Source organism: Streptomyces hydrogenans, from assembly GCF_014656075.1.
GTDB classification, from domain to species: domain Bacteria; phylum Actinomycetota; class Actinomycetes; order Streptomycetales; family Streptomycetaceae; genus Streptomyces; species Streptomyces hydrogenans.
The window spans coordinates 20,979-27,230 of the sequence record NZ_BNBS01000110.1 but is presented as its reverse complement, the minus strand read 5'-3'; the positions used below and the strand labels follow the sequence as shown (position 1 = coordinate 27,230).

The 6,252-nt window shown below is 76.2% G+C and carries 6 protein-coding genes; 4 read left to right on the top strand and 2 right to left on the bottom strand.

Annotated features, from left to right (window positions below; translation table 11 throughout):
• Window positions 1–92: 92 nt before the first annotated feature.
• Window positions 93–629, bottom strand: a complete 537-nt coding sequence (locus IE321_RS32320) for a MarR family winged helix-turn-helix transcriptional regulator (RefSeq protein WP_043226002.1) — start codon at window positions 627–629, stop codon at window positions 93–95.
• Between the two features lie 85 nt (window positions 630–714).
• Here IE321_RS32320 and IE321_RS32315 point away from each other — a divergent pair, with 85 nt between their 5' ends.
• On the top strand, window positions 715–1,929 hold the full coding sequence (locus IE321_RS32315) for an MFS transporter (RefSeq protein ID WP_043225905.1): 1,215 nt from the start codon (window positions 715–717) through the stop codon (window positions 1,927–1,929).
• Window positions 1,930–1,964: 35 nt separating this feature from the next.
• A complete protein-coding gene (locus tag IE321_RS32310; RefSeq protein ID WP_190225504.1) occupies window positions 1,965–4,469 on the top strand; it encodes a DUF4132 domain-containing protein in 2,505 nt (834 codons plus the stop codon).
• Here IE321_RS32310 and IE321_RS32305 read toward each other — a convergent pair.
• The gene (locus IE321_RS32305; protein ID WP_190225503.1) at window positions 4,441–5,229 is read right to left on the bottom strand and encodes an alpha/beta fold hydrolase; all 789 of its coding nucleotides are present in this window, start codon (window positions 5,227–5,229) and stop codon (window positions 4,441–4,443) included. The two genes, IE321_RS32310 and IE321_RS32305, sit on opposite strands and share 29 nt — an antisense overlap.
• Window positions 5,230–5,354: 125 nt before the next feature.
• Between IE321_RS32305 and IE321_RS32300 the strand changes: the two genes are divergently transcribed.
• Window positions 5,355–5,789, top strand: a complete 435-nt coding sequence (locus tag IE321_RS32300; RefSeq protein WP_043225908.1) for a hypothetical protein — start codon at window positions 5,355–5,357, stop codon at window positions 5,787–5,789.
• Window positions 5,790–5,804: 15 nt separating this feature from the next.
• Window positions 5,805–6,245, top strand: coding sequence for a thiol-disulfide oxidoreductase DCC family protein (locus IE321_RS32295; RefSeq protein WP_190225502.1), 441 nt, complete (start codon window positions 5,805–5,807; stop codon window positions 6,243–6,245).
• The last annotated feature ends 7 nt before the right edge of the window (window positions 6,246–6,252 follow it).

The window sequence follows — 6,252 nt, the reverse complement described above, 5'->3', positions numbered from 1 at the left end:
GCGTTTCGGCCGTGCGGCGAGCGTGCGTGCCGGGCGGGCCGGACCCGACGGGAATTGCCAGACAGGCCCTGGGGCCCGGCACCGACAGCGGGTCAGTGCCAGTGCGGGGTGGCGGGGTCCTCCTCGGCGGCGAGCATGACGCGGCGGAGCAGGTCGTTGAGGGTGGTGCGCTCGGCGGGGGTGAGGACGCCCAGGAGCCGTTCCTCCTCGTGGCCGAGGACGTCCATGGCGCCCAGCCAGGTGGTGCGGCCGGCGTCGGTGAGCTCGACGACGACCCGTCGGCGGTCGGTGGTGGAGGGGGTGCGCCGGACGAGGCCGCGCTTCTCCAGGGCGTCGAGGCGGCCGGTGACCGAGGCGGGGGCCAGGTCGAGGTCCTGGGCCAGCTCGGAGGGGGCGGCCGAGCCGCCGCGGCCGGCCAGCTTGTGCAGGGTGTCGAACTCGTGGCGTTCGAGGTCGAAGTCGACGAGGGACTGCTCGCGGACCCGGCGGAGGTGGACGGAGAGCTTCTTCATCCGGGTGACCGCGCCCTCGACGACGGGGTCGAGCTCGGGCAGGACGGGCTGCCAGCGGGCCACGTGGCCGTCGGTCCAGTCCCGTTCCCGGGGCGCTGCGGGGTCCTGCTGGTTCATGGGGTGATCGTACGTGCGGGGGTCCGGCCGGTCCCGCACCAATATTTCGTTGCCGAATTATTCGGAGCCGAAATACCCTGCCGCCATGTCCCCTGCCGCCACCGCCCCGCCCGCCGTCCGCCACCCGCTGCGCACCCGGCCCTTCCGGCTCCTCTTCGCCGGGCGGGTGCTCTCCCTCACCGGCGACGCCGTCATCCCCGCCGCGCTGGCCCTCGCCGTCCTGGAGGCCACCGGCTCCACCGGGGCGCTCGCGCTCGTCCTCGCGTGCGCGATGGTGCCGAAGCTGGTGCTGCTCCCGGTCGGCGGCGTGCTCGCCGACCGCTTCGACGCCCGGACCATCGCCCTCGCCATGGACCTCGTCCGCTGCGCCGCCCAACTCCTCGTCGGGGCACAGCTCCTCGGCGGCAGCCCCACCCTGTGGCTGATCGCCGCCGCCTCGGCCGCCGGCGGGGCGGCCGGGGCCTTCGCCGTGCCGACCGCCTCCCCGCTGGTGAAGGGGACCGTGGCCCCGGAGGTCCTGGCCCGGGCCAACGCCGCGATGGGGATCGCGTCCAGCGCCACGCGCGTGGCCGGGCCCGCGCTCGCCGGCGCCCTCGTCCTCACCGTCGGCCCGGGGTGGGCCTTCGTCCTCGACGCCGTCTCCTTCGCGGTCAGCGCCGCGCTCCTCGCCGCGCTCCGGGTCGAGCGGGTGCCGGTCCCCCGCCGGTCCTTCGTCGCCGACCTGCGCGAGGGCTGGCGGGAGGTCAGGTCCCGCGACTGGTACTGGACCAGCCTCGTCGCCCACAGCGCCTGGAACGGCGCCGCCGCCGTCCTGATGACCCTCGGCCCGGCGATCGCCGTCGACCGGCTCGGCGGCCCGGGCACCTGGGTGCTGCTGCTCCAGGTGGGCGCGGTGGGACTGCTCGCCGGCTCGGTCGTCGCCGACCGGCTGAAGCCCTCCCGGCCCGTCCTCACCGCCAACCTCGCCCTCGCGAGCTACGCGCTGCCGCTGCTGCTGCTCGCCGCCGGGGCGCCCGCCTGGGCCGTCATCGGCGCGTACGGACTCGCGCAGGCCGGGCTCGGCTTCCTCTCGCCCGTCTGGGACACGGTCGTCCAGCGCGCGGTGCCCGAGCAGGTGCTGGCCCGGGTGGTCTCGTACGACTGGCTGCTCTCGCTCGCCGCGATGCCGGTCGGCTACACGCTGGCACCGCTCGCCGCCGACGCCTGGGGCCCGGGGGTGCCCCTGGTCACCGCGGCCGTCCTGGTCGGCGGCTGCTGCCTGGCGACCGCCCTGGTGCCGGGGGTGCGGAGACCGCGCTGAGGGCGTTGTCGGTGGGTGGGCCTACCGTGGTCGGCATGGTGGGGAACACGGGCCCGGTGGGCGGCACGGGCGAGGCGGTGGCGCGGGCGACGGCCGAAGGGGCGGACGCGCTGCGGGGGTTGCTGGACGCGCCGGCGGGGGCGGAGCTTCGGGAGGCCGCGCTCGCCGTGCACCTGCGCGCGTGCCGCGGGGACCGCGAGAAGGCCGTGGGGGACGTGCTCGCCCGCCTCGCGCGCCGGGACCTGGGCTGGTCGGCCGCGGAGGCGGACCTGCTGCTGTGCCGCCTCCTGGGCGGCGAAGCGGGCGTCGCCCCGCACGAACTCCACCTGCGCTTCACCGGACTGGTGCCGCTCGCGCTGGCCGCCTGCGAGCAGGCGGGGGACTTCTCGCGCACGCACGTCCGGGCCCTGCGCCGGATCGCCGAAGGGCTCCGCGGGCACGGTCAGGACGGGTTCGGCCTGCTCCGCGACCGGATGGACGCCCTGCTGCGGCGCGAGGCGCGGGTGGACACCGACCTGCTGCCCCGTCACGTCCTGGACGGCTTCGACGACTACGGCCCGGCGATGCGCAGGGCGCACACGGAGCTGCTGGCCGGGCCCGGGGTGGCCGCCTTCCTGGCGCACTGCGCGCCGATGGACCGGCCGCGGGCCACCCTGGCCTGGCGGAAGCGGGCGGCCGTCCTGCTCGCCGCGGCGGAGTCCGGCCCGGAGGTCGTGCGGCGGCTCCTGGAGGGGATCGCCGCGCAGGAGGAGCACCGGGTGAACGACCCGGACCTGGTCGGGATGGGGATCCCGACCCTGGCGAGCGCCGCCAACACCTCCCTCGTCCGCGGCCTGCTGTGGGCCGCCCCGAGCATCCCGGACGCGTGGGTCGTGCCCCTCGTGGGGGCCGTGGCGCTGCACGCCGGGACGGGGCTCGGCGGGCACGGGGGGATGTGCCGCAGCCAGCCGCTCGCCACGGCGGCCGTCGCGGTGCTCGGGGAGTGCCCGGCCGAGCGGGCCGAGGAGGCCGTCGCCGAGCTGGGGCGGCTGCCGAGGCGGGTGGTCAACCGGACGGTGGCCAAGGGGATCGTCAGGGCCACGGAGACGGTCGCCGCGCGGGCGGGGATGACCCCGTCGATGCTGCGGGAGCGGGCCGTGCCGGACCTCGGGCTGGACGGCCGCGGGGTGCGGGAGACGGCCCTGGGGGCGTACACGGCGGAGCTGGCGGTACGGGAGCCGGGCACGGCGCTGCTCTCCTTCAGGGGCCCGGAGGGGAGGCTCCTGAAGACCGCGCCGAAGGAGGTGCGGGAGGCGCGCGCCGAGGAGCTGAAGGAGGTGCGGGCGGGGCTGCGGAAGGCGACCGCGCTGCTGTCCGACGAGCGGGCCCGGCTGGAGGAGCACCTGGCGGCGGGCACCTCCTGGCCGGCGGCGGACTGGCAGCGGTACTACGCGGACCGGCCGGTGACGGGGGCCGTGGCGCGGGCGCTGGTCTGGGAGGCCGGGGACGGCGCCGGGGAGTGGACGGCGGGCCTGCCGGAGCGGTCCGGCGGCGGCTGGGTGCTCGCGGGGGCGGACGGCACCGCGCGGCCGGTCGGGGCGGACGACCGGCTGCGGCTGTGGCATCCGCTGCGGGCCGGGGACGAGGAGGTCGCCGGCTGGCGGGCGGCGCTGCTGGACCGGGAGGAGCGGCAGCCGTTCAAGCAGGTGTTCCGGGAGGTGTACCCGCTGACGCCGGCGGAGCGGGAGACCGGCTCGTACTCGAACCGCTTCGCGGGGCACGTGCTGCGGTACGGGCAGGCGCGGGCGCTGATGACGGGCCGGGGCTGGGCGGGGCGGCACCTGGGGTACTTCTCCGACGGGGACTCCGCCGAGCTGGTGAAGGAGCTGCCCGCGCCGGGCGAGCTGCCGGTGGCGGAGGGGACCCGGTGGCGGGCGCGCCTCTTCGTGGACATGGTCGACGCCGGGGCGGTGTCGGACGGGGTCGCCGCGCTGTGCTCGACCGACCAGGTGCGGTTCGAGCGGCGGGCCGGTGCGGCGGGGCCGCGCGGGGCGTGGGAGCGGGCGGAGCTGGCGGAGGTGCCGGCGCTGGTGCTGTCGGAGGCGCTGCGGGACGTGGACCTGTTCGTGGGGGTCGCGTCGGTGGGGGCGGACCCGGAGTGGCGGGACCGCGGGGAGGACCGGGGTCACGGCGACTACTGGCGGAGCTGGGGCTTCGGGGAGCTGACGGCGGGGGCGCGGGTGCGGCGGGAGACGCTGGCCCGGCTGCTGCCGCGGACCCGCCTTGCGGACCGTGCGGAGCTGACGGACCGGTTCCTGCGGGTGCGGGGGGAGTTGGGCGCGTACCGGATCCATCTGGGCTCGGGGAACGTGCTGATGGAGCCCTCGGACGCGTATCTGTGCGTGGTGGTGGACCGGTCGCGGGAGGCGGGGAGGGTGTTCCTGCCGTTCGAGGAGGACGGCGGGATGCTGTCGGTGATCCTGTCGAAGGCGTTCCTGCTGGCCGCCGACGACCGGATCACCGACCCGACGATCACCGCGCAGCTGCGGCGGGGGCGTTGAGCCCGGACAGGTAGTCGGTCAGCAGGGCCAGGGTCTCCTCGGGGCGCTCCAGGGACGGCAGGTGGCCCGCCCAGTCGAGCGTGACGTGGCGGGCGGCCGGGAGGAGGGCGGCGGTCTTCGCGCCGATGGCGCGGAAGTCGGGGACGTCGTGGGCGCCGGTGACGACGAGGGCGGGCACGGTGACGCCCCGGAGGTCGTCCTCGGTGACACCGGACGGCTGCGCTTCGAGCTCCTCGGGGACGGGGAGCTGGAGTTCGAAGGCGCGGCGCTGCATGGTGTGGACGAGGGCGCGGGCCTCCGGGCCGGCCTCGGGGCCGCACCACAGGTCGACGTTGAGGGCGGTCGCCGCCTCCACGTCGCCGGCTTCGAGGAGGGACTCCTCGCGCTCGAAGAAGGCGCGGAGTTCGGGTCCCGCCTCGTGCTCGACCGGCGCGGCGGCGCAGAGCAGCGCGAGCGCTTCCGTGCGGCCGGGGTGGCGGACGGCGAACTCCAGGGCGACCTCGCCGCCGAAGGAGGAGCCGACGAGCACGGCCCGCTCGGCGCCGAGGTGGTCGAGGAGGTCGCGGACGTCGTCGGCGTGGACGTGCGGGGCGTCGACGGGGGTCTCGCCGAAGCCGCGGAGGTCGCAGCGGACGACCCGGTGCCCGGCGTCGGCGAGGGCCTGGAACTGCCCGTCCCACATCCGGCGGTCGCAGACCCCGGAGTGCAGCAGGACGACGGTCCGGCGGCCGGTGCCGGCCGTGTCATGAGAGAGCGTCATCCGCGTGACTCTAGACGCACCCGACCATGCGGGCCACACCTTTCCACCCCGGACTTGAACACGTTCAAGAGGGGGTCTACAGTCATGCCTGCCAGCAATTGAACGCGTTCAAGGGAGCGTGGGGCATGGACCTCACAGTCATCGCGTACATCGTCTACCTGCTGATCAGCGTGGCCCTGACCATCTGGGTCGCCCGCACCCTCAGCCGCAACGGCAGGATCTTCCTCGCCGACGTGCTGCACGGGAACGAGAAGCTCGCGGACGCCGTCAACCACCTCCTGGTGGTCGGCTTCTACCTCGTCAACTTCGGCTTCGTCGCCCTCTACCTGCGCCAGGACGAGACCGTCCTCGACGCCCGGGAACTCTTCGAGGCCCTCTCCGTCAAGCTCGGCGTCGTCCTGCTCGTCCTCGGCGTGATGCACCTCGGCAACGTCTACGTCCTCAACAAGATCCGCCGCCGCGGCGCCATGGAACGCGAGCAGGTCCCGCCGGTCGCCCCGCAGGGATGGACCGGCGGCCCCGGGAACGGCCCCTGGGCCCCGCCCGCCACCCGGGCCTGACCCCGGGGACCGGCCATGACGACCACCGCCGCCCGCCCGGGCACCCCCGTCGGACGCCTCACCGTGCTGTACGACGCCGACTGCCCGCTCTGCGTGCACCTGCGGCACTGGCTGCTGCGCCAGCGGCAGCTCGTCCCGCTCGACCTCGTCCCGGCCGGCTCGCTGCGGGCCCGGGAGCTCTTCCCCGACCTCGACCACGCCGCCACCCTGCGGGAGATCACCGTCGTCGGGGACCGGGGCCAGGTCTACACCGCCTCGGCCGCCTGGATCGTCTGCCTCTGGGCGCTGGCCGACCACCGGCCCCGCGCCCACTGGCTCGCCACCCCCGCCGGGCAGCCCTTCGCCCGCGCCGCCGTCCTCGCCGCGGCACGGTGGCGCGAGGCGCTCAAGGGCCCCGGCGCCGGGGAGGGCGGCTGCCCGGACGGGCACTGCGAAGTGCCCGGTCCGCCCGGCTAGGCTCGGC

Excerpts from the sequence above, each read along its gene's own strand:
- IE321_RS32320 (WP_043226002.1), bottom strand. The coding sequence starts at position 629 with ATGAACCAGCAGGACCCCGCAGCGCCCCGGGAACGGGACTGGACCGAC.
- IE321_RS32315 (WP_043225905.1), top strand. The coding sequence starts at position 715 with ATGTCCCCTGCCGCCACCGCCCCGCCCGCCGTCCGCCACCCGCTGCGC.
- IE321_RS32310 (WP_190225504.1), top strand. The coding sequence starts at position 1,965 with ATGGTGGGGAACACGGGCCCGGTGGGCGGCACGGGCGAGGCGGTGGCG.
- IE321_RS32305 (WP_190225503.1), bottom strand. The coding sequence starts at position 5,229 with ATGACGCTCTCTCATGACACGGCCGGCACCGGCCGCCGGACCGTCGTC.
- IE321_RS32300 (WP_043225908.1), top strand. The coding sequence starts at position 5,355 with ATGGACCTCACAGTCATCGCGTACATCGTCTACCTGCTGATCAGCGTG.
- IE321_RS32295 (WP_190225502.1), top strand. The coding sequence starts at position 5,805 with ATGACGACCACCGCCGCCCGCCCGGGCACCCCCGTCGGACGCCTCACC.